The following is a 19,041-nucleotide window of genomic DNA, read 5'->3' on the forward strand; positions in this document are numbered from 1 at the left end:
GAGCCCGCACCACGACCCAGGGGGCAAGAACAGATCATGAAGCTGATCACTCGTCTCGGGACCTTCATAGGTGCTGCCACGCTACTCACGGGTGTCCTGTCCGGCACCGCGAAGGCAGCACCCACGTCCGAGGTCACCCCCATGGGGGGCTGCACCTTCGGCATGATCTGCGGAGTCGTCTACAACTACCTGCCCAGCAACTACACCGTGAAGATCGCCGACTTCGCGGGCGGCTCTTCTACGTGTTCTACGTGGAATGCCGGGTCACTTGCATGCACCCACTGGTGGCTCCCCGGTAACAAGAGCAGCAAGGACATCCGGGGCACGTGGTCCGACACTGACGGCTTCATGGTGGAGTCGACCTATTGGGTGCATGACCACGGAGACGGGGGAGACGATCCGAAGAAGGTCAACGCCTTCGTCTGGACCAAGATCTCCAACCATGAGCTCGCGCGGTGTGAGGAGCGGCCGGGGTACGGGGTGTTCTGCGAGATTGATGTGATCTAGCTTCACGCTTTCGTGACGGTCCGTCGGGTTCTTCGGGCGGACCGTCACGGTCGGTCGGCAACGACAAGTCGTGGGGCCGTGCCCCCTTCGGACAGGCCCCGTGAAGGCGACCGGTTCACACTCCGACGAAGACGGCGTCGAAGAGTGAGCCGAGTGTCCGGGTTCGTTAGGTCAGCTGTTCCTTGCAGGTCTGAGCCCGGCGTGGTGGGCGGGCATCGCAAGTATCAACGCCGAGTCCGCGTGGAGCGTCATACGTATCGGTGTGAAGGTGGTGGCGTCCACGGGCGACCCTCCGTTGCCGGGATTGCGGGCGTAGCGCGGATGGGCGCCTCCGCTGATCTGCCAGCGCAGGCGGTGACCGACGGTGAAGCGGTGGGCGGTGGAACTCATCGGCACGGTGATCCGCGACGGCTCCTGCCCGTCCGTCCGCAGCCGGCCCAGTCCGTCGCATATGTTGACGGAGCGGCCTTGTGGGTCCACGTCGCACAGGCGGGTGAAGACGTCGGCATGACCGGTGTCCGCGGAGATACTCAACCGCGCGGAGACACGGCCGAGGACGTCCAAGGGCTCTGTGAGCGGGGGGCCGGTGAACGTCAGTACATCGTCGCGGGCCTCCAGGCTGCCGTTGTCGCGAGGACCGGCGGTCCGGGAGAGCAAAGGGCCCCCGACGGACGGGGTGGGGTTCCCCGGGTCGTAGCGGAACGATGTCAGTGGTGCGGAGTCCGTGGGTGGCTGTTGGGTGAGGTGTCCCTGCGCCGTGGGAAACCAAGAGCTGACGGATGTGGCCTGCGGCCAGTCGTCGAGGTTCCGCCATACGTTCTCGCCGCCGATGTGCACGCGCACTCTGGTGGGACGAAGGGCGGAGGGGTCGGCATGGAGGTGGGTGCGCAGCCAGGCGAGGCTCTCGGCGAACACCTCGGGCCATCCCTGCTGCAGCGCGGAGGTGTGGGTCCAGGGGCCGACGAGCAGGGCGGTCTCGCAACCCGCCCGACGCAGCCGGTCGTACTGCTCGAAGGTCTGGTCGACCAGGGCGTCGTGCCATCCGCTGATCAGAATCGTGGGCACGCTGAGTCGCTCCGCCGCTTGTGCCAACGAGGCGCCGCGCCAGTACGGGTCCTTGGCGTCCGTGTGTGTCATCACGTCGTCCAGCCATGGCACCTTGCCCCCGAGGGCCGACGTGTGGGCCCCGCGCAGGGGCTGCGCGGTGGTGACATCGTGCAGGCGGCGTCGCAGGCGCAGTGTCGCTCTCACGAACGGGGCCATGCCCTGGTGCTGGTAGGTCATACCTACGCCGACGGCGAGCGCATTTTCCAGGCGTAGCGCGCCGGCCGCGTGGAAGAGCGCGTGGGGATCGTGCAGGCCCACCTGTATCGCCATCGCCTTGAGTTCCGGCGGTGGGTCCAGGGCGAGGGCCCACTGCACGTATCCCAGGTAACTGGGGCCGACGGTTCCCAGCATTCCGTTGAACCAGGGCTGCTCGCGCAGCCAGGACACTGTGGCCTGGCCGTCGGCGGCCTCATTGCGCCATAAGTCGAACGCGCCCCCCGAACCGCCGGTGCCGCGGCAGCTCTGCAGGACCACGTGAAAGCCGTGTTCCGCGAAGAGCAGGCCGTACATGGGGGACCACGGCAGGGCCCTGCCGTACGGCGAGCGCACCAGGAGGGTGGGGAAGTCGCCTTCTGCGCGCGGGAAGTAGTGGTCTGTGATCAGCGGGCTGCCATCGGCGGCGGGCACCATCAGCCCCGGCTCCCACCCGGCATCGTGCTGTTTGGCCGGGAGACGTCGCCACGTCGCCCTCAGCATCCGTGAGGCCAGTGGGGGTTTCCCGGAGGGCGGTTTCCGGGCCGGCCTCGGCGCAGGTCCGTGCATGCGTGATGTCATCGTCCCCTCCCTGATTTCCGTACAGTGTACGAGAATAGAGCATGCTTGACTGAGGCCCGCATCGCCGCCGCGATCAAGGAAAGGAGCGTGGAGCGTGCCGCGTGACGGAGGGGCCGGCGCCCAGGGCGTGGACCCGGAGCAGCTCTGGCTGAGCTCTGCCGAGCCCCGCAGGGGCCGCAAGCCCGCCTACAGCCGAGAGGCGATCACCGCGGCGGCCGTCGCCTTGGCGGACGCAGCGGGGCTCGAAGCCGTCACCATGCGGAAAGTCGCCGCGCAGGTCGGAGCCGGAGTCATGTCGCTCTACAGCTACGCCCCCGACAAGGAGACGTTGCTGAACCTGATGGTCGACCACGTCAGCGGCGAACTGCCCACCGGGCACACGCTCTCCGGTGACTGGCGCGCCGACCTGAAAGCTATCGCCCACCTCCAGCGCGCCCTGATGCTGCGACACCCCTGGCTGCCCGCCGCGCTGTCCAGCCGCCGTGTCCCGGGACCCAACACCCTGGACTTTCTGGAACGCGTGCTCGCCGCCCTGCGGCCCTCCGGGCTGGACGGGACGGCGAAGCTGGAGATCTTCGCGCAACTCACGGCATTCGTGGCCGGGCATGTCGCCCATGAGATTGCGCAGGCAGCCGGCTCGCAGTCCCCCGACCGAGTCGAGGCCGAGGCCCGCTACCTTGCCGCTGTCGCCGCGGACGGCCACCACCCGGAACTTGCCGAAGCCCTCTCCGCCCCCGGACGCCTTCTCACCCCCGAAGCCACCTTCACCCGGTTCCTGAACCGCCTGATCGACGGCCTCGACACCAGTTGATCTCGGTCCGCCTCGCTCTGTGCGCGGTCTCGCAGACAAACGGATGTGCCGTCATTCGCCCGACCGAGCGATGGCCCCGAGCCGGACATTTGCCGACGGCTGCGGCCTCTGCGGCGACCCGGCTGGGCCGGAGGGCTACGAGTGGGCAATGATCCGCAGAAGGCCCCACGAGTCCGGCGGGTTGGCCACATGCATCGTCGGCCCGACGCGGAGCTCCAAGGGCCGCAGCCGGCACCACCCCGCTGATACGACGTCCGTATCAGCACCTGGTGTCGGTGCCTGGCCGAGGGGGTCGTGTCGTGGGTCAGGGAGACGGGCGGGGCGGTGGTTCGGCGGAGGTGAGTTTGTCGGCTCGTGCGGCGTCGGCCAGGGCCTCGGCGGCAGCTTCCGCTGCCTGGGCCGTGTCGCTGGCAGCCTGGGCGGCCATGTCGTTGCTCGACGGCTTCTCGCGGGTGGCCGACGACGGGGGCAGCACTTCGGTGAAGGCTCGGGAAACTCCGTGGAGGGCAGAGGTGATCTCGCTGGGGATCACCCAGAAGTTGTTGCCGCTGCCCTGCGCGAGCTGGGGCAGCGCTTGGAGGTACTGGTAGGCGAGGAGCTTGGGGTCGGGATCATTGCGGTGGACGGCCTGGAACACCTCGTCGATCGCCCGGGACTGGCCCTCGGCCTGGAGGATCGCGGCGGTACGGTTGCCCTCCGCACGCAGGACGGCGGCCTGTTTGTCACCCTCTGCGGTGAGGATCTGGGACTGACGCTGTCCTTCGGCACCGAGAATCGCTGCGCGCTTGTCCCGTTCGGCGCGCATCTGCTTCTGCATCGCGTCCTTGATGGACTGCGGCGGGTCGATGGCCTTGATCTCCACTCGGTTGACCCGGAGTCCCCATTTGCCGGTGGCCTCGTCCAGCACTCCGCGGAGCTGGCTGTTGATGGTGTCCCGTGAGGTGAGCGTCTTCTCCAGGTCCATGGAACCCACGACGTTGCGCAAAGTGGTGACGGTGAGCTGTTCGACGGCCTGGAGGAAGTTGGCGATCTCGTAGAACGCCGCTCTCGGGTCGGTGACCTGAAAGTACAGGACGGTGTCGATCTCGACGACGAGGTTGTCCTCGGTGATGACCGGTTGGGGTTTGAAGGAGACGACCTGCTCCCTCAGGTCGATCAACGGGTGGACCCGGTCGACGTAGGGGATGATGAGATTGAGGCCCGGATTGAGTGTCCGGTGGTAGCGGCCGAGTCGCTCGACATTGCGGGCCCTCGCCTGTGGCACGATGCGGACAGCCCGCACAACGGTGAAGATCGCGATGACGGCGACGATCAGGCCGGCGATGAGAGACGCTGACACATCCATGGCTTCAGTCCCGGGGGTAGACGAACGCGATGGCACCACTGATCTTTATGACGTCGACGGTTGCTCCGGACGGGATCACCAGCGTGTCGTCATAGGCGCGGGCCGACCACTCCTCGCCGTCGATGCGCACCCTACCCTCGGAGCCCGTCACCTCTGAGACGACGTATGCGGCCTTGCCGACCAGCGCGTCTATGCCAAAACGTGCTGCCTGGGGCTTCCGGATATGACGCAGTGCAACAGGCCGTACAAACAGCACACTGATGGCGGCGACGATGCCGAACAACACGAACTGGAAGGCCGGGGGCAATCCGATCGCGGCGAATCCCGAGGTGACCAGAGCAGCGGCGCTCAGCATTCCGAGCGCGGCAGTGAGTGTGAAAATCTCCGCCGCGGCCAGAACAGCCGCAATGATCAACCAGATCAGCCATGGATCCATGATGCTCTTCTTTTCCCAGGAGGATGCGATGGCCTAATGAATTCCCTTTACACTCCGACCTGGATTCAGATGATTCTTTGTCCCAATTTTACCGGATCAGGGTGAGGCTCGACTTGCTCGTAGAACTAGGCGTCGCGGCCCGCCTGCGATTCGCGGGCATGGGTCCAGATCGAGACGGACGAGCACTCAGTCCGTCGCATCTTTACAGGTCCGCCTCGCCCATAAATGGGTGCCAGCCCTCATGGTGGCCATCATTGGCGGCGGATGATGCTCAAGTATCGCAACGTCGTGGAACAGTACGTCAGACGCTCCAGGCGAAGGCGCGGCATCACCCTTTGCTACGACAATGCGCCTCGTCCTACGAGGCCGCGGGCGCCCTCGTATCTCAGCGAATGCGGGCGCGACGCTGGGTAGTCACGACCTAGCAGTGATATCCATCAGGACACTCGGCGAGGAGTACTCCGAAGATCCAGAAGAAGAGGACCGGCACGCTGGACACCGCTCCCATGATCGCGAAGCGCCGGCGATCCCGCCGTCGACGCTGGACGAGCGCCACTGTGAATCCCATGACCGGTGCGACCACCGCGCCAATCAGGGCGGCCAGGCCGAATATCCTGCCGAACTCATCTCGTATCCCGGGAAACCCCATCGCCAGGGCGATCGCGGGAGTCAGCAGGATGAAGGGGGTGGCCATCCACCACCACGACAACCCTCTGATGACTCGATCAACCCCCCGTGACGTCTGGCCATCGGACAGCACGCGTCCGGGACGCCGGTTCGGAGCACCACTGGGAGATGGCATGCCGAAATCATAGGTGGCCGCAGCCCACCATCGGCCTCAGCCCTCGCTCCGTCGCCTACCAGGGCAGCGACGGTCACGCGAACGCCGGTTCGGTCTGGGGCAGTTCAATGTGACATGCCGTCCGACCGTCATCCACCGTCTCCAGCATCGTGACCGGGTCGGCTTTCAGGCGCTTGAGATGACGACGGCGGGTGCCGTCCTGTCCCGGCACCCGCCATCACTGCTTGTTCGACGCCTCCGTGGAGTTTCAGGGGAGGCGTTCGCTCACGTGCCGAGCAAGTAGGCCCGTTCCACGGTCTGCCGGACCGAGTTGCCTGCCTTGTCGGTGGCTGTGACCCGCAGGGTCACATATTCGCCGTGCCGCTGGTCGCCCGGCCGCTCGATCGTGGCGGTGAACCGGTTGTGGCCGCGGTCCTCGATGCTGACCTGCCCCTTCCAGGTCTTGCCGTCATCGAAGGAAGCCTCGACCTTGAGCTTGACCCCGGTGGGGGCGGCAAGCCCGTCCTGGTGCCTGACGGTCAGGTCGATGTCGTGCCGCTTGCCGCCGCGGACGGTGTTCGACAGATCGGCGCGGACGCCGTAGTCGACCTGGAGGAGCGGCAGCAGCGTTTCCTTGGCTGCGGTGTCGGAGCGGAAGACCCAGGACGTGGAGGTCCTGGTGCCGGTCCGCCAGTATTCGGTCGCGCGCTCGGTCGTCAGATCCAGTCGATAGTCGGCCGCGCCGGCGGGAACGGAGAAGCTCCTCCAAGCGTCAGCGGCATCGCTCACCTTCTTGCCGTTGCGGTAGAGAACCGCCGCCACCGTGTCGCCCTTGACGTAGGACGGGTCGTCCGGCATCCCGGGAGTTCCGGTCCTTGCGCCGACGCCTCCGTCGGTGGGGGGAACCTGCTTGCGGCCCCAATGGCCGTTTGCCGCGTCGGTGTACTCCGGGATCGACAGGCTGAGGGTGTCACCGTCGCGGACGGCAGGACGGCTCCAGCCCCGTGGGATGGAGGGCCGTACCACGGCGTTGTACCAGTCCTCAGTGGCCTTCTCGCCTGTCTTGAAGGTGCGGGGGGTGTCCGACAGTCCCGACCGCAGCGCCCCGCCGTTGTACTGCTCGGGCCCGGTCATGAACTCGACGGTGTGCATCCACTGGGTGTCGCCGGAAGTGACGTACTCGGTGCGGGGCTTGCCCGTCGGCGCCCAGCGCGAGGTTTCCAAGGCGATCCCGGCGTAGGGGCGCCAGCTGAAGCGCTGCTCGCTGGTCCAGGGCAGTGGGCCGTTGTTGGCGTACGACGCCTTGACCTGCGCGGTGTTGCGGTCCGAGACGGTGTACGTCACGTCCTTCGGGATGTACTGCTGCCAGTTCGCCGTGATGTCGTACAGGTACGGGCTCTCGACCGTCCCCGTCACCTTGACGACGGCCGTGTGCTTCTTCATGTGGTTCAGCAGCTTGGCACCGTCGGCCGCGGTCATCCTTATTGCGGGCACGGCGGTGCGGATGTTCATCGGCTTCCAGCGGGTCCAGGCGAGCATCCCCTCGGGCAGGACGATCGCAATGCCCTTGGCGCCCGCCTTCGCGGCGGCCTCCGCGAGGTCGTACTCGGCGCCCGCCGTGTCATCGCGGATCACGGCCAGCTTGCCCCGCACGGTGCCGGGCCGAAGGTCCGGCTTGTCACTCGTCCCCGCGTCCACGGCGACCAACTGCTCACCCCGGACGTCGAACGGAGCGGACTGCTTGACGTAGACCGGCTCGAGGTCGAAGTCCGCGCCGCGGACCTCGGTCCTGAGCTCGGGAGCCGTCATCTCCCAGCGGGAACTGAACTCGAAGGCGCCCTCGGTGACCTTGGACGTGGGATTCACGTACAGGTCGACGGATCCGCCGCCCTCCGCGTAGTAGATGCCGACGTTCTGCTCGACCCCATCGATCTTCCGGTACATCTGGTACGTCACGTCGTTGCGCCGCTCGGCAGGCTCGGGCGTGCGCACACGTACCCGTCTGGTCTCCCGCGCGTCCAGGGTGACGGTCGTGTCCTTGGTGACCTTCACCTCGGGGTTGATGACCGTGACCACCCGGACACCGGTGGGGCCTCCGCCCTCCAGCAGCGTGCCGGCGATCTGATAGGTGCCTTCCTCGACCTCGGCGACACCCCAGTCGGTGAACCGGACCTCCCTGTCCCCGCCGAAGACGTCCAACAGGCCCCACGCCGTGGGCTCTCCGTCACGTCCGTACGACTCGGTGCTGACCTCGTGCATCGGGGCGTGCACCCACAGGCTGACGGTGGTGTGCACCGACACACCGTCGCCGGATGTGGCGGTGACGTACCCGTAGTAGGAGCCGCGGCCCGCCTTCGCCGGGTCGATACCGACCGGCACCTCGACGGTCGCGCCGGGGGCGACACGGACCGTGTCCGCACCCAGAGCCAGTGCCTGGGCGGGCAGTTCCCTGCCGCCCTTGGTCTTCAGCGCGGCACGCAGGCTGAGCGACACCTCGCCGTCCGAGAAGTTGGTGTAGCGGACCGCTCCGGCGTGTTCCACCGGAGATCCGTCCATTTGGAACGGGCCCAGGACGATCGTGCCGGTCGCGGAGACGGGGGAGGTGAACGCGGCCTTGACGTCCACGCGGCCGCCGCCCTGTTCGGTCGGCACCTGCCCGTCCACCGTTCGGGACGTGCTGATCAGCGCGTCCTTCAGTTGCTCACCGGTCCAGTCGGGGTGCTGCCCGGCCAGCAGCGCGGCCGCCCCGGCCACGTGAGGCGTGGCCATGGACGTACCGCCCGCCGCGACGTAGTGGTCATCGACCGGAACGCCCATGGTCGTTCCAGCGGCACGCGCGGCGACGATCCCGACACCCGGAGCCGTGATGTCCGGCTTGGCCGCCTTGTCGCCGAAACGCGGACCGCGGCTGGAGAAGGAGGCCAGCGAGTCGTCACGGTCGACGGCACCGACGGTGAGGGCGGCGTCGGCCGCGCCAGGCGACCCCACCGTCCTCTCGCCCAGCTCCCCGGCATTGCCCGCGGCGACGACGAACAACGCGCCGCTACTGCGGGAGATCTCGTTCACCGCCAAGCTCAAGGGGTCGGTGCCGTCGGTCTCCATGTCTGCGCCCAGGCTCATGTTGACGACCCGGGCGCCCTGCGCCGCGGCCCACTCCATGCCCTCGATGACCTGGGACTCGCTGCCGTAGCCGTCGTCCCCGAGGACCTTGCCGATCAGGAGGTCTGCTCCGGGGGCGACGCCCTTGCGCAGCCCGCCCGAAGCGGCGCCACTGCCGGCGGCGGTGGCGGCGACATGCGTACCGTGGCCGAAGCGGTCCTGGGTCGAACCGCTGCCGCTGAAGTCCTTCGCCTCGCTCACCCGGCCCGCCAGGTCGGGATGCGTCTGGTCGGCTCCGGTGTCCAGGACCGCGACCTTGACGCCCTCACCGTGGTGACCGGCCGCCCATGCGGCCGGCGCGTTGATCTGCGCGGTGCTGCGATCCAGGGTGGGACGTACCTTGTGGTCCAGCCAGACCTTCGGGGTCGCGGCCACGGCGCTCGCGACGGACGCACCCGCCGCGGGCACGTACTCCTTCCAGAACGCGGCGAGGTCCTGGTCGCCGACGCGCAGCGCCTGGGCGTCGATGCTCGGCAGCCGGCGCGGCCGGGTGGAGTCGTCGTGGAACGCGACGAGCGTGTCCACCTTCCTGACCGCCGTGCGCGCTGAGTCCTTGGGGGTGGACACGATCAGGGGCAGGGCGTCGGTGTGTGCCTCGTCGTAACCCTCGGCGACCAGGCCCGCAACGTCGAAGAGCCCCTCGTCCAGCCGCCCCGTGCGGACCAGGAGCGCCGCGTCGGAAGGCAGTACCGTCAGAGCGCCGTCCTTCTCGGCGATCTGGAAGAAGACGTGCTCCCGGCCCGGTGCGCGCTGCACCGATGCGGTCTTCTTGCCGTTCGGCGCGTCGCTGAGGGTGACCCGGTCGCCGGTGATCAAACGCACGGTGGTCGTGCGGTCCTGCGGCGCCGGCGTACGTGCCGCGGACTCCGACGGGGCCTGGGCGGAGGCGGGTGCGATCGCACCCGCCGCCACCACCGCCGACGCCGATATCACCGCCCAAAGACGGATCCGTCTCATTGCTGTTTCCAGCCTCTCTGTCATCCCGGCATTCGGGTCGGGCGTCTGCAAGTGGGTGTTGTGACGCATCGTCGTGAATGTGACCGCGTTGACGGCATTACACTTTCGGGACAAGATCGTGCAGGGTTGACGTCTCGCACGATCCTGTCCGCGTCCGCTGACCGCGGTGGAAGCCGGCCTTCATCCAACCGGCGTCGACGCTGCCGCCAGTCAGTCCACGTCACGAGCGAACCTTTCGTACAGCTGCGGTTCACAAGACCTTCGGAATAATCCGTTGTATCGACCGAACTTGTCACTCATCCGCAGTGGCATAACTGAGCCATGTCCCAACAGCGACACCGAAACGACTTAAGGACCCGATCGGTGGCGCGAAGGTTCTAAAGGAAGGCGCTGAGATCCAATACTTTCGAAGCGCACAGCCGGTTCACTGACGCCCGTGCATTCGGGCTTTACGAGTCGCCGGGAAATAGGTCATGGCTCCCAGTTCCCCGGTTCACGCAGTGGTCGGGGGAGCCCGGAGAGGATCGAGGCCGTCCTGGCGGCGAAGTTCGCGCGGGCAGTTCCCGGTCCGCACGGTGGAGGGACAGTCGGTCAAGACCGCCCCTGACACGCCGTCACCAGCCGGGCACATTCGCGGCGAGCCTCTGGCCAGGCCAGATGGCGAAACCCTGCCCGAGCACCAGCGTGAAGGCCGTGGTCGTGAGACTGAAGTACCCGAGCGTCCTGCGGACGCGCGCGGAAGTGTCCCGCCGTGGGGCGAACTCGTAAGCGTGTCTGACCGCTCATCCGGGCGACGCGTTCGTCGAGTGATACGACGTGTGATGTGCACGGACGGCCCGGTGAGGCCGCTGGTCGACCTGGTGCTCGCTCCGGAGCATCGCCGGGGTACGGAATGCTGTGCGCGCCGAGGCACGGAATGCTGTGCGGCCCTTTGAATCCGCAGGCGGATCGACGTGGCCCGACTGCGTTGCCGGGCTGGCCACGATCCTCTGCCGGCGGGTGCTCCTACAATTCCGCGGCAGGGATTCGGGCGGGGTGGCGGGCATGCTGTTGCCGGACACAAGCGGGACTGCATCCCTTCCTGGTGAATCACCGTCCGACATACTGCGGCGTATACGTAGCTACCGCAGCTAGCCGTCGCCATCACCTCGCCACACGTTCAGCCGCGCTAACAGGAGCTTCACATGTCCGACAGCAACTCCGGGCCCAGTCCCGTCACCGGAGAGGCAGTCCCCGTGGGGACCGGTATTCGCCAATGGCTCTTCCGTCCTCCGCGACGGCACGGCGAAGTCGAAACCAGCCGCAACGTCAGCTTCCTCGAACTCTTCTACGATCTCGTTTACGTCGTCCTGATCATCCAGGCGGCCCACGCCCTCGCAGAGGACGTTTCATGGCGGGGCATGGCAACGTTCGCGGTGGTCTTCGGGATGATCTGGATCGCCTGGCTGAACGGCACGCTCTTTTACGAACTGCACGGCCGAGAAGACGGCCGCACCCGTTCACTGATCTTCGTGCAGATGATGCTGTTGTCTCTCCTGGCCGTCTACGCCGGCCACGCGGACGGCGACGACGGCCGCACCTTTGCGGCACTGTACGCACTGCTGCTGGCCCTGTTGAGCTACCAGTGGTACTCCGTGTACCGGCGCGATCTGCCAGAGCTACGCGAGACGCCCCGGCGCTATCTGCTCGTCATGGTCGCGGGCGTCGTAGTGGTTGCGGCCTCGGTACCTCTGCCTGCTGACGTCCGGCTGGCCGTCTGGGCGTTCTTCGTCGCCGCATGGTGCAGCGCGGAATGCGTCATCCTCATCTCCTGGCGCAGAGAGCCGAGTTACGGCGTCGTCACCGAATCCATGGTCGAGCGCTTTGGACTGTTCATCATTCTCGTGCTCGGCGAGCTCGTCATCGGTGTCGTGAACGGTCTCACCGCCACCGAACCCAGCGCACTCAACACCACCACGGGACTGCTCGGGCTCGCCATCGGCTTCGGCTTCTGGTGGAACTACGCCGACTTGGCGTCCCGGCGCCTGCCCCGCGAGGCCGGCCACTCCCTGGCGACGTGGATCTTCACCCACTTGCCGATGGCCATGGCCGTGGCAGCGGCCGGCGCGGGCATGGTCGGGCTTGCGGAGCACGCCGCCGATCACCGGACACCCATCGCTGTGAGCTGGCTGATGGGTGGGTCGGTAGCCGTCATGCTGCTCACCACCGTCGTGCTGCTGCCCGCCCTGGCGGACTACGACCGCTACCTGTCCGCCTACAAGTCAGTACAGGCCGCGCTCGTCACAGCAGCCGTCGCCGCTCTACTCGTAGGCTGGTCCCGCCCTGCCCCCTGGCTCCTAGCCCTCATCCTGCTGCTCCTCCTCTTCGCAACCTGGGTTTTCGCATTCGTGCGATGGCTACGCCAAGGCTCCCTGATCAACGAGAGGACGGCCGAGTGATACCGATCGATCGGCGCCCACACCGAGACCACGGAGAACACTGAGGGCAGCCTCATCCCAGCGGCCTGTCCACCGCTTGCTGACCTCCCAGGCGGGCGACGACTCAGATCCACGAAACAGATACGTCGCAGCGTCCGCCACCGCTGGGTGGCGGAACGGACTACGTCCCGGCCCAACGGACACCGCCGTCCGGCCCGCCGCTACGAGCGTGAGGCGGCCGAGCACCCGCCGGCTCTCGTCGGCATCGCAAGCACCCTCATCCGCAACCGGTGCTACACCAGTCTGAGGCGACCGCGAATTCGTTTGCCGCCGGCCAGTCCGGCCGGATAGGAAGGCCGCATGCTACGAGGCAGCACAGTCGGGCTCAGGGCCCGCCACGAGGACGACATCCCGATCCTGCGGGCCGAGCTCTACGACGACGTGGTCAACGCCTCGCGGGCCGAGAGCGGGCCATGGCGGCCGATCTCACCCGGCTCGAAGGATCCCCGGCTGGTGGTGGACGACAAGGAGCAGGGACTCGTCCAGTTCTCCGTGGTGGAACTGGAGGGCAGCACGCTCGTCGGCACCGCGACGCTGTGGGGCATCGACAACCACAACCGGTCCGCGCACATCGGACTGGGGCTGCTGCCGTCCGCCCGCGGCAAGGGCTACGGCAGCGACGTGGTCGCGGTCCTGTGCCACTACGGTTTCGTCGTCCGCGGCCTGCAGCGGCTGCAGATCGAGACGCTGTCGGACAACGCCGCGATGCTTCGCTCCGCCGAGCGCAACGGCTTCGTCCGCGAGGGCGTGCTGCGTTCCTCGGCCTGGGTGATGGGCGAGTTCCTGGACGAGGTGCTGCTCGGGCTCCTCGTCCAGGAATGGAAACCGGACTCGACGAGCCAGGGTGCTTAGGGCGCCCAGCGAAAGTGATTGCGATCTGCTTGTTGCGAGAAGCTCCTCAGCGGCATGATGCTGACCATGTCTGAGCTTCCCTCTCGTCTTTCTGTGGTGACTCTCGGAGCCCGTGACCTGCCGAGGTTGCGCCGGTTCTACCGCGGTCTGGGGTGGGAGGAGATCCCCTCCAGCGACGACGAGTGGGCGGGCTTCCTGCTCGGTGGCGTGCTGCTGGCGCTTTACCCCGTCGATGAGTTGGCTGCCGAAGCGGCGGCCGACATCCCCTCTCCGACTGAGTGGTCGGGGATCACGCTCGCCTGCAATGTGGACAGCCGTGAGCAAGTGGATGCGGCCTTCGCGGACGCGATGGCGGCGGGCGCCACTTCGATTGCTGATCCGGTGGAGCGTACCTGGGGCGGCCGGTCGGCGTACATCGCCGACCCGGAAGGCAATCGCTGGGAGATCGCCTGGGCATCCAGCGCGAGGTTCGATGCCCGTGGCGCGCTGACCGCCTTCGGTAATTGAGAGTCTGCGCCGTCATAACGACTCGCTGATGGCCGCGACCTGCACGATTGCCTCGTAAACGGACCGGGAGCTGCCTGTCGCACGGGGTGGCCACGTCCCGGTGGCTTCTCTGTCAGGCGGTGAATACCGGCCGCAAGCCCGTGCCGAGTCTTGTAGTCCGACGGATCGAACTTCAGGGGCCGGCGGCCGGTTGCCCTTCGAGCGGAACTGCGTGCTTTCGCAGTTGCAGTGGCTTCAGCCCGGCTTTGACGCGGTTGTCACAGTCAACAGGGCAAGAGCATCCAAGGGGCGGAGTACCGTCGCCTGGGATCACTGATCGGATGCCAGCCGCGATCGGCACCGATCGTTCCCCTCGGTTCGCTATTGGTCTGACGGCAAGACTACGGCGAGCCCAATGAGAGGTGATAGTGCGTGGGGAGTCCGTTGAAAGGCGTCTCGGGCGTCCGCTGGGGGAACTGCGCGATGCGCGTTCGCGATCTGCGAACTCGGCAAACGTGTATGCGCGTTGGGGTTCGTAGTCGGCGAGGCAACCGCCTCGACGGGTCCCATTTCTCCTGGAACTCGCTGGTCCCCCTTCCCGGTACGGAGTGACGTGCCCTCCCGGATTAGGTCGTCTGCGGTGTCCAGCGCTCGGCGGTGCTGGTCCATGTCGGAGTACGTCGAGATCACGTGAGTAGCGGTCTGGTCCGGCCCTAAGTGAATGCCGTGCTCGTCGGCGTCCCCGCCGTATTCCTCGGCCGTCCGCCATGCCGCCCGGATGTGCTCCCCGGCGGCGGCCTCGTCCTTGAGCCGACCGGCCAGGGAGAGCCCTCGCAGGTGCAGGATGCCCAGACCGAACGCGCGGTCACGACCCTCTAGCGTCGCCTCGGCCTCGACGATCGCACGGTCCACGATCGCCATCCCGCCCGCGAAGTCCCCCGAGTTGAGGAAGGTCCCGGCCTCGTCCCTGGCGGCCACCGTGGCAGCGATCGGGTGAGCACGCGCTGAAAAGCCAACCTCTGTTTCATGACGGCCGGTTCGGCCAGGTGCATCCAACGGAATCTGGCGGCCGGCCAGTACACGACTGAGTACGTGTCGGCGACACGCGTCCATGCGTCGGGTGGCTGCGTGGCGTGCGCGTAGTTGGTCGACTTCGCCAGCACCCCGGGCAGCTTCTGAAGGACTGCCCCCAGCTCGGTGCGGTGGCGGTGCTTGTTCAGCGCTGCCAGTTCGCGGGGCAGGTCCTCGGGGTGCAGCGGCGGGGCGTCCGGGATGCCGAAGCGTCGGATGGCGTAGTTGAGGGCGGCCAGGCTCGCCTCGTCCGTCGTGGCCAAAGGCTCCGTGCCCAACAGCTCATCCAGCGTGAGTCCCATGAGGCGTATTCCTCTCGCGCGATCCGCGACCACTTGAGAAAGCGCGGCATCCGTGCGGTGATTCCCGTGCCGGCAGATCAACGTGGTCATCGGCTGCGGCGGGGCAGCCGGGGCGGGAGACCGTCGGCATTCGACCGCGAGATTTACAAGCAGCGCGACACCGTCGAACGGTTCATCAACCGCCTGAAGGTGCGACACGAAGTCGCACACGTTAAGTGGGAAAGCCACGAAGGAAGGAGAGATGTGCTGACCCCGGATTAGTGTCCGTATCCGTTCCCGCGCTCACATGCGTCGCCGGTAACAGCGGGGTGTGAAGCTGAGCGTTCAAGCCCAAGAATTTCCCGGCCGCCGGGAAATAACAGGCGAGGGAAAGACTGGACGGGTGAACCGCGTGAACCCCTGTTGATGTCTCGTAAGGTTGAAGCTGCCTGGTGGTTTGCAGTCGGCAGCTACAGAACCCGATGCTGAGAGGCGTCAGGCGACTTCCGGAGATTTGAGACCGGAAGGAGGACACCGCCGGTTTCGGGATAGAGGGGGCACCCACCCCAGTCGCAACTTACGTGTGTGGAACGTGGAAACCCCGATGGAGTCCGGGCCACAGCCCGGTAAGCCAACCGCAAGGAAGGCCCAACTCTCCAGCGGGAACAGGATGGTCCAAGAAGCGAATGCCGGTAGATCGAAAGATCAGGGGAAAGTTGGAGGCAACCTTCACGCCTCCGGTCATAACCCGCCGGATACGGGTCCCAGTGACCCGACCCGAAAGGGTGCCCACGTGGACCAGGTGAGCCTTTGCAGTATCCCGAGTAAAGCAGCCGGAACCTGGCGGACAAGTTAGACGCGAAGGAGGAACTTACAGTTGGAGTTACCCAATCCTGTTCGGACTTCCATAGCGAACGGACCCCAGGGCGGAAATCTCGACTGGCACAGCATCAACTGGGCCGAAGCCGAGGAGAACGTACGGCGTCTGAGACAGAGGATCTTCAAAGCGACACAGGAAGGGGACCTCAAGAAGGTCCGCAATCTGCAAAAGCTCATGCTGAGAAGCCGCAGCAACACGCTCGTGAGCGTGAAGCGGGTGACACAGCAGAGCAGAGGCCGCAAGACGGCAGGGATCGACAGGGAACGCGCTCTCACTCCCAAGGCGAGAGCACGGATGGCAGTTGAAATTGACGGCCAAACACAACCCTGGCGGGCCAAGCCCGTCAAGCGGGTCTACATCCCAAAGAGCAACGGAAAGCAACGACCACTCGGAATCCCCGTCATGCGTGACAGGGCCATCCAAGCACGTGTGAAGAACGCGTTGGAGCCTGAGTGGGAAGCTCGGTTTGAATCACGCTCTTACGGATTCCGGCCGGGCCGCGGCTGCCACGACGCCATCCAGGCGATCTTCAGCACCGCGAAGGGCAAGGCGGCCAAGCGCCAGTGGGTACTGGACGCCGACCTGGCTGCCGCGTTCGACCGCATCGACCATTACCACCTGCTCGAAGCCGTTGGGCAATTCCCAGCCAGGGAATTAGTCCGGCAGTGGCTGAAGGCTGGTGTGGTCGATGACGGACGCTTCACCCGGACCGAGGAGGGAACCCCTCAAGGCGGCGTGATCAGCCCTTTGTTGCTCAACATCGCTCTGCACGGGATGGAGGAGGCCGCAGGAGTCCGCTTCGCCACCCGCAAAGGAAAGGTCATGTGGGCTGCGAAAGGAACTCCGATCCTGGTGCGATACGCCGATGACTTCGCCGTGTTCTGCACGAGCAAGGAGGAGGCGGAGACCGTCAGGTCACGCCTGGCGGAATGGCTGCAACCCCGAGGACTTCGCTTCAATGAAGAGAAGACGCGAATCCTCCACCTGTCGGACGGGTTCGATTTCCTCGGGTTCAACATCCGCCGCCATGGCGACAGCCTGATCATCACGCCCAGCAGGGACGCGGTCAAGAGAGTCCGGAAGCGACTGAGATCCGAGATGCAAGCCCTCTTAGGGCAGAGCATCACAGTCGTACTACGCCGTCTGTCCCCTATCGTCAGGGGCTGGTCCGCGTATTACCGGACAGTGGTGTCCAGCCGGACGTTCTCGGCGCTGGACAGCTATGTGTGGACGCTCACCTACAAGTGGGCCAAGCGCACCCACCCGAAGAAGTCGAAGCGTTGGATTGTGAACAAGTACTTCGGCAGGCTCAACCGATCCAAGATGAACAACTGGGTATTCGGTGACCGTGCCACGGGCGCACACCTTCCCAAGTTCGCCTGGACCAACATCAGGCGGCATCAGTTGGTCAGGGGTAAGTCGTCACCTGACGATCCCGCACTCCTCGACTACTGGAGCCAACGCCGTCAGACGCGCACACCACCACCGATGGACAAGATCAGCCTTACTCTGGCAGCCCGCCAGAAGGGCGTCTGCCCACTGTGCGGTCAAGCGCTCATCGCCGGCGCGGAATATGAGCCTGACAGCCCACGCGAGTGGATTGACTGGTTCGACGCGGTGAAGAAGCGGTTGCATAAACACCACTTCACCTACCGGCGGCATGGCGGCTCTGATGAGAGCAAGAATCTTCGGCTCGTCCACTCGGAATGCCATCGCCAGCATCACGCAGGCGACAGCGACCGGAAATGAGCAGAACCTGTGAAGCCTTCGGGCTTGCTTGAGCCGTGATGCTTGGAAACAGGCACGTCCGGTTCTGAGGGGGCCGGGTCACGGCGACGTGACCCGGCTACCCGACCAGTGGCGGGGCATCGCCACGCGCTACGAGAAGACCGCGACCATTTACCTGGCCGGACTCCATATTGCTGGGATCTTCCTCTGGTCTGCCTGCTGACGCAGAGAACCTGTCTGGTATCAGCTGACGGAGATCGGTACGCCCATTGTCAGCGGCTGCTGGCAGCATCACCTCCATGAACGCCATATTCACCACCCCGCCACGGCCATTCGACGTCACCGCGCTCTTCCCTCGACTGGCCCCGCTGGCGCGCACGGCGACCCGGCTGCACCCGCGGCCTGGGTCGCCGACCGTGCACGACAGCTCCGTCGGCGGGCCGCTCCTGTGGCCCGCCGACGAGCCGTGGCCGTACTGCGAAGAACCGCACGATCGGCGTGCGGCGCTCAGGATCAACTCGCCGGACGACATCCGGCTCCAGCGCCACGTCCTCGCCGCAGCGGCCGAGCGCCGTCACCTCGACCCCGAGGCACCCCAGCGGACCCGCGAGGAACAGGAGACCTGGGATCTGATCGCGGCGGGCCGCCCATGGTTCGACGGCCCAATCCCTCTCGTCCCCGTAGCCCAGTTGTACTCCCGCGACATTCACTTCCCCTGCCCGTCCGACGCGGACCTGCTACAGGTCCTGTGGTGCCCCTTCGACCACGAGATGGCGCACCCGAAGACCGCACTCTTCTGGCGGTCCTCCGCCACCGTTACCGATGTCCTCGAGACACCGCCGGAGCCGCCGATCGTCCAGGACGGCGGGTACCTTCCGGAGCCGTGCCTGTTCTCACCGGAGCAGGTCACCGATTACCCCAACCCCTCGGAACTGAGCGAGGAGCTTCGCGACCAGTTGGACGACATGAGCCATTGGGAGACGATAGACCCCGCGCGGTACAGCATGTACGCGGACGACCCGGGCGAGCTCTACCTGAACAACCTCTCCACCGCCCCCGGCTGGAAGACCGGCGGCTGGACCCGCTGGAGCCCCACCGACCCCGTCGACCGCTCCTGCCCCGAGTGCGGCACCGAGGAGGTCCCGCTCCTCACCATCGCCTCATCGGAATGGGACGGCGGCAGCGCGACCTGGATCGCCGAGGAGGACCGGACGACCCCGGCCCCGCATCATCTGGGCGCGAAGGACGGCAACTTCACCTTGATCGACATCACTGGTGGTAACAACCTGCAGCTCCACGTCTGCCCGTCTTCTCCGTACCACCCCCACTTCGAACTGCTGCAGTGAGCTCGTGCGGAAGTCCTCCGCGCCGACGCCCACGCCACAATCG

The 19,041-nt window shown here is 66.3% G+C and carries 13 protein-coding genes and 1 pseudogene; 8 read left to right on the forward strand and 6 right to left on the reverse strand.

Features of this window, described 5'->3' with window-relative positions:
* The first annotated feature begins 36 nt into the window (after window positions 1–36).
* On the forward strand, window positions 37–507 hold the full coding sequence (locus DN051_RS38035) for a hypothetical protein (protein ID WP_053763422.1): 471 nt from the start codon (window positions 37–39) through the stop codon (window positions 505–507).
* 171 nt (window positions 508–678) lie between these two features.
* Here DN051_RS38035 and DN051_RS38040 read toward each other — a convergent pair whose 3' ends face one another.
* Entirely contained in the window at window positions 679–2,388 is a 1,710-nt protein-coding gene (locus DN051_RS38040; protein ID WP_112441401.1) for a CocE/NonD family hydrolase, read from the reverse strand.
* Window positions 2,389–2,482: 94 nt separating this feature from the next.
* On the opposite strand from DN051_RS38040, the gene DN051_RS38045 reads away from it, so the two are divergent.
* The gene (locus DN051_RS38045) at window positions 2,483–3,199 is read left to right on the forward strand and encodes a TetR/AcrR family transcriptional regulator C-terminal domain-containing protein (RefSeq protein WP_112441404.1); all 717 of its coding nucleotides are present in this window, start codon (window positions 2,483–2,485) and stop codon (window positions 3,197–3,199) included.
* Window positions 3,200–3,503: 304 nt separating this feature from the next.
* On the opposite strand, the gene DN051_RS38050 is transcribed toward DN051_RS38045, so the two are convergent.
* The 4 genes from DN051_RS38050 to DN051_RS38065 form a co-directional block, all read right to left on the reverse strand.
* Entirely contained in the window at window positions 3,504–4,544 is a 1,041-nt protein-coding gene (locus tag DN051_RS38050) for an SPFH domain-containing protein (protein ID WP_112441406.1), read from the reverse strand.
* Window positions 4,545–4,548: 4 nt separating this feature from the next.
* Window positions 4,549–4,980 carry an NfeD family protein gene (locus DN051_RS38055; protein ID WP_112441408.1) on the reverse strand — a complete coding sequence of 144 codons (432 nt, stop codon included), beginning with the start codon at window positions 4,978–4,980 and terminating at the stop codon, window positions 4,549–4,551.
* 421 nt (window positions 4,981–5,401) lie between these two features.
* Window positions 5,402–5,674, reverse strand: coding sequence for a hypothetical protein (locus tag DN051_RS38060; RefSeq protein WP_112441410.1), 273 nt, complete (start codon window positions 5,672–5,674; stop codon window positions 5,402–5,404).
* A 372-nt stretch (window positions 5,675–6,046) separates the two neighbouring features.
* Window positions 6,047–9,877, reverse strand: a complete 3,831-nt coding sequence (locus tag DN051_RS38065; RefSeq protein WP_199314788.1) for a S8 family serine peptidase — start codon at window positions 9,875–9,877, stop codon at window positions 6,047–6,049.
* Between the two features lie 1,184 nt (window positions 9,878–11,061).
* Between DN051_RS38065 and DN051_RS38070 the strand changes: the two genes are divergently transcribed.
* The 3 genes from DN051_RS38070 (at window position 11,062) to DN051_RS38080 (ending at window position 13,713) form a co-directional block, all read left to right on the forward strand.
* Window positions 11,062–12,315, forward strand: a complete 1,254-nt coding sequence (locus tag DN051_RS38070; RefSeq protein ID WP_112441411.1) for a low temperature requirement protein A — start codon at window positions 11,062–11,064, stop codon at window positions 12,313–12,315.
* A gap of 339 nt (window positions 12,316–12,654) precedes the next feature.
* Entirely contained in the window at window positions 12,655–13,206 is a 552-nt protein-coding gene (locus DN051_RS38075; protein ID WP_112441413.1) for a GNAT family N-acetyltransferase, read from the forward strand.
* A 54-nt stretch (window positions 13,207–13,260) separates the two neighbouring features.
* Entirely contained in the window at window positions 13,261–13,713 is a 453-nt protein-coding gene (locus DN051_RS38080; protein ID WP_199314790.1) for a VOC family protein, read from the forward strand.
* 360 nt (window positions 13,714–14,073) lie between these two features.
* Here DN051_RS38080 and DN051_RS46790 read toward each other — a convergent pair whose 3' ends face one another.
* Complete coding sequence (locus DN051_RS46790; RefSeq protein WP_246040755.1) at window positions 14,074–14,670, reverse strand: hypothetical protein; 597 nt, start codon at window positions 14,668–14,670, stop codon at window positions 14,074–14,076.
* Window positions 14,671–15,068: 398 nt separating this feature from the next.
* Between DN051_RS46790 and DN051_RS38090 the strand changes: the two are divergent.
* From DN051_RS38090 to DN051_RS38100, 3 genes and pseudogenes are all read left to right on the forward strand, one after another.
* A pseudogene (locus DN051_RS38090) lies at window positions 15,069–15,254 on the forward strand (IS5/IS1182 family transposase); the annotation flags it as partial.
* A 667-nt stretch (window positions 15,255–15,921) separates the two neighbouring features.
* Window positions 15,922–17,673, forward strand: coding sequence for a group II intron reverse transcriptase/maturase (gene ltrA / locus DN051_RS38095; RefSeq protein ID WP_199314792.1), 1,752 nt, complete (start codon window positions 15,922–15,924; stop codon window positions 17,671–17,673).
* A 278-nt stretch (window positions 17,674–17,951) separates the two neighbouring features.
* Window positions 17,952–18,998: a hypothetical protein gene (locus DN051_RS38100; RefSeq protein WP_112441415.1), complete on the forward strand. Its 1,047-nt coding sequence runs from the start codon at window positions 17,952–17,954 to the stop codon at window positions 18,996–18,998.
* The last annotated feature ends 43 nt before the right edge of the window (window positions 18,999–19,041 follow it).

The organism is Streptomyces cadmiisoli (genome assembly GCF_003261055.1).
Taxonomy (GTDB): domain Bacteria; phylum Actinomycetota; class Actinomycetes; order Streptomycetales; family Streptomycetaceae; genus Streptomyces; species Streptomyces cadmiisoli.

What these genes read in the sequence shown, in the direction of transcription:
- DN051_RS38075 (WP_112441413.1), top strand. Translation starts at nt 12,655, where the DNA reads ATGCTACGAGGCAGCACAGTCGGGCTCAGGGCCCGCCACGAGGACGAC.
- DN051_RS38035 (WP_053763422.1), top strand. Translation starts at nt 37, where the DNA reads ATGAAGCTGATCACTCGTCTCGGGACCTTCATAGGTGCTGCCACGCTA.
- DN051_RS38065 (WP_199314788.1), bottom strand. Translation starts at nt 9,877, where the DNA reads ATGAGACGGATCCGTCTTTGGGCGGTGATATCGGCGTCGGCGGTGGTG.
- DN051_RS38050 (WP_112441406.1), bottom strand. Translation starts at nt 4,544, where the DNA reads ATGGATGTGTCAGCGTCTCTCATCGCCGGCCTGATCGTCGCCGTCATC.
- DN051_RS38040 (WP_112441401.1), bottom strand. Translation starts at nt 2,388, where the DNA reads ATGACATCACGCATGCACGGACCTGCGCCGAGGCCGGCCCGGAAACCG.
- DN051_RS38070 (WP_112441411.1), top strand. Translation starts at nt 11,062, where the DNA reads ATGTCCGACAGCAACTCCGGGCCCAGTCCCGTCACCGGAGAGGCAGTC.
- DN051_RS38100 (WP_112441415.1), top strand. Translation starts at nt 17,952, where the DNA reads ATGAACGCCATATTCACCACCCCGCCACGGCCATTCGACGTCACCGCG.
- DN051_RS38060 (WP_112441410.1), bottom strand. Translation starts at nt 5,674, where the DNA reads ATGGCCACCCCCTTCATCCTGCTGACTCCCGCGATCGCCCTGGCGATG.
- DN051_RS38080 (WP_199314790.1), top strand. Translation starts at nt 13,261, where the DNA reads ATGATGCTGACCATGTCTGAGCTTCCCTCTCGTCTTTCTGTGGTGACT.
- DN051_RS38055 (WP_112441408.1), bottom strand. Translation starts at nt 4,980, where the DNA reads ATGGATCCATGGCTGATCTGGTTGATCATTGCGGCTGTTCTGGCCGCG.